The sequence below is a fragment of the Streptomyces sp. PA03-1a genome (assembly GCF_033792805.1).
Taxonomy (GTDB): domain Bacteria; phylum Actinomycetota; class Actinomycetes; order Streptomycetales; family Streptomycetaceae; genus Actinacidiphila.
On sequence record NZ_JARAVO010000437.1, the window covers coordinates 1 to 2848 of the forward strand.

The 2848-nt window shown below is 74.9% G+C and carries 3 protein-coding genes; 2 read left to right on the forward strand and 1 reads right to left on the reverse strand.

The features are described 5' to 3' along the window. Positions 1-106 precede the first annotated feature (106 nt). Positions 107-1636: a carboxyl transferase domain-containing protein gene (locus PV341_RS44565; RefSeq protein ID WP_500360961.1), complete on the reverse strand. Its 1530-nt coding sequence runs from the start codon at positions 1634-1636 to the stop codon at positions 107-109. Between the two features lie 118 nt (positions 1637-1754). On the opposite strand from PV341_RS44565, the gene PV341_RS44570 reads away from it, so the two are divergent. Both PV341_RS44570 and PV341_RS44575 read left to right on the forward strand, forming a co-directional pair. Continuing rightward, the gene (locus tag PV341_RS44570; RefSeq protein ID WP_500328482.1) at positions 1755-2069 is read left to right on the forward strand and encodes a hypothetical protein; all 315 of its coding nucleotides are present in this window, start codon (positions 1755-1757) and stop codon (positions 2067-2069) included. A 54-nt stretch (positions 2070-2123) separates the two neighbouring features. After that, the coding region (locus PV341_RS44575; protein WP_500360962.1) for a DUF2637 domain-containing protein at positions 2124-2848 on the forward strand (725 nt) is incomplete at its 3' end.

Sequence of the window (2848 nt, forward strand, 5' to 3'; positions counted from 1 at the left end):
GCGGACGGCGCGGGGGTGGGCGCGCAGGGCCGCGAGTTCGGCACCCAGGACCGCGCCGTCCGCCTCGCCGCCCGCCGCCGCGGAACGCCTCCCGCCGGAAGGGGCGTCAGCTCAGGCCCAGGTTCCGGTAGCGGGTGCGGCGGGCGGCGAGGCGGACGGCGCGGGGGTGGGCGCGCAGGGCCGCGAGTTCGGCACCCAGGACCGCGCCGAGGCGGGCCAGGAACGCCTCGGGCTCGTCCGCCGCGTCGGGCGTCTCCTCCACCACCCGGTCGACGATCCCGTGCGCGGCCAGGTCCGCCGACCGCACCCCCTGGCGCCCGGCCACTTCGTACGCCCGTTCCGTCGTCCGGTACAGGATCGCCGAGGCCCCCTCCGGCGGCAGCGGGGAGAGCCACGCGTGCCGCGCGGCCACCACCCGGTCCGCGGGCAGCAGCGCGAGCGCGCCCCCGCCGGCGCCCTGTCCGAGCAGCAGGCACAGCGTGGGCGCGGGCACGGTCATCAGGTCGGCGAGGGAGCGGGCGATCTCGCCCGCCAGGCCGCCCTCCTCGGCCTCCCGGGACAGCGCCGCACCCGCGGTGTCGACCACGCACAACAGCGGCAGGTCCAGTTCCGCCGCGATGCCCATGCCGCGGCGGGCGACCCGCAGGCCGGCGGGGCCGAGCGCGGACGGCCGCCCGTCGCCGGTCTCCCGCCGGTCGTGGCCGAGGACGACGCAGGGCGTGCCGCCGATCCGGGCGAGCGCGAGCAGGAGTCCGGGGTCCCGTTCCCCCGCGCCGGTGCCGCTGAGCGGGGTCACGTCCCGGGCGGCCGCCGCCAGCAGGGCGCGCAGCCCCGGCCGTTCGGGCCGCCGTGAGCGCCGGATGGACTCCGCGGCCGGTGGAGCGGAGGCGCCCGGCGCGGGCTCGGGACCGGCCCCGCCGGTGTCCGGGGCTCCCGCCGTGTCGCCGCACAGCACCCCGAGGACGCGTGCCGCGACGTCCGCGAGTTCCGCGGAGGGCAGCACGGCGTCCACGATGCCGTTGGCCAGCAGGTTCTCCGCGACCTGGACGCCGGGCGGGAACTCCTCGCCGTACAGGGCCTCGTGGATCCGCGGGCCGAGGAAGCCGATGAGCGCGCCGGGTTCGGCGGCGGTGACGTGCCCGAGGGAGCCCCAGGACGCGAAGACCCCGCCCGTGGTCGGGTGCCGCAGGTGGACCAGGTACGGCAGGCCCGCGGCCTTGTGGTCGGTGATGGCCGCCGCGACCTTGACCATCTGCAGGAACGCGATGGTGCCCTCCTGCATCCGCGTCCCGCCCGAGGCGGGCGAGGCCAGCAGGGGCAGCCGCTCACGGGTGGCCCGTTCGACGGCCCGTACGAGGCGTTCGCCCGCGGCGACGCCGATCGAGCCGCCCAGGAAGCGGAACTCGCCCGCGACGACGGCGACCCGGCGGCCGCGGATCCTGCCCTCGCCGGTGACGACCGACTCGTCGAGCCCGGTGCGCTCCCGTGCCCGGGCGAGGTCGGCGCGGTACCCGGCGTCGTCGAGGTAGCCGGGCAGCGCGGTCACGGGCTCGTCCCAGCCGTGCCAGGTGCCGGGGTCGACGACGGCGTCGATGAGCTCCAGGGCGGCCGCGCGGCGGCGCGTCGGTTCGGTCATGGCGTCACCCTAGGGTGCCTGCCGGGGCCTGTGGCCAGGGCCAACACCTCACGGAACACGGGGCGGAGGTCACTCGTACGGCGCAACTCCATCACGGGGCGGGGGTCGTTGTGGGGATGTGGTCACAGTCGATTCCCAGAACGCACCGGGTGCGCCGGCCGGGAACGAGGTCCCCCGGACGGTTCCGGCGCCCATCCGCCGCAGCCGTCCGTACCGCCCGAGGGAGGGCGTCCCCCTCGGGGAATGGGTCTTCGTCCCGGGGACGGCGGGATTCTTCGGCCGGAGTCCGGACGCCTACATCGAGCGTGGCGAGGAGCGCATTCCGCTCGTGTACTGCTCTTCGGAACTGGAACAGTTCACCAACGAAATGGTCGGCATCGAGGGGGATTTCATCCGCCGCTGCTCCGGCATCGATCTGGATGCGCGGTATTAGGGCGTGCATTCACCGTATCCCCCGCCCACGCCCGGCCCCGACAGGAATTCCTTCATGCCGCCTTTGCAGGACCGTTTCCGCTTCGAGAACGACATGCCGTACGAGGACCACCTCAGCGGCCACACCATTTACAGTCCCCGCCAGGCCCCGGACGACACTTCGGGGAACGGGTTCTTCTCCGCCCCGGACTACGACGTCCTGAACGGGGCGTGGACGTCCGAGGAGGAATTGGCCCAGCTCCTCGAACCCCCTCTGGCGGAGGAGGTGGACGACTACGAGGAGGAGGACGACGACGTCTTCGCCGCGCCCTCCCCGGAGTCCGCGACCCACGAGCTGCCGCTCACCCGGCACAGGCACCGCAGGATCCGCCGGGCGGCGCTGCGGCAGAAGGCGGCCAGGACCCAGACGCTCAGCTTCGTCGTCGCGGCGGTCGCGGCCACCATCGTGGCCATGGTGAGCGTGCTCGGGGGGATGGTCGCCCACGACCCGTTGCGCCACATCGCCGCCACCAACGGGGCGTCGGGGCTGGCGGGCTGGTGGCCGCTGCTGGTCTACGGCCCCTGGATGGTGGCCTCGTTGTCGATCCTGCGGGCCGCGCTGCACCAGCGCCGGGCCCCGCACTCCTGGGCGGTCGTGCTGCTCTTCTCGGCCTTCGCGATCCTGTTCTGCGTCGCCTCCGCCCCCCGGACGATCACCGACTGGACCGTCGCCAGCCTCCCCGCCATCGCGGCGCTGTCCTGCTTCCACCAGCTCGTACGGCAGATCACCCTCACCCCCCC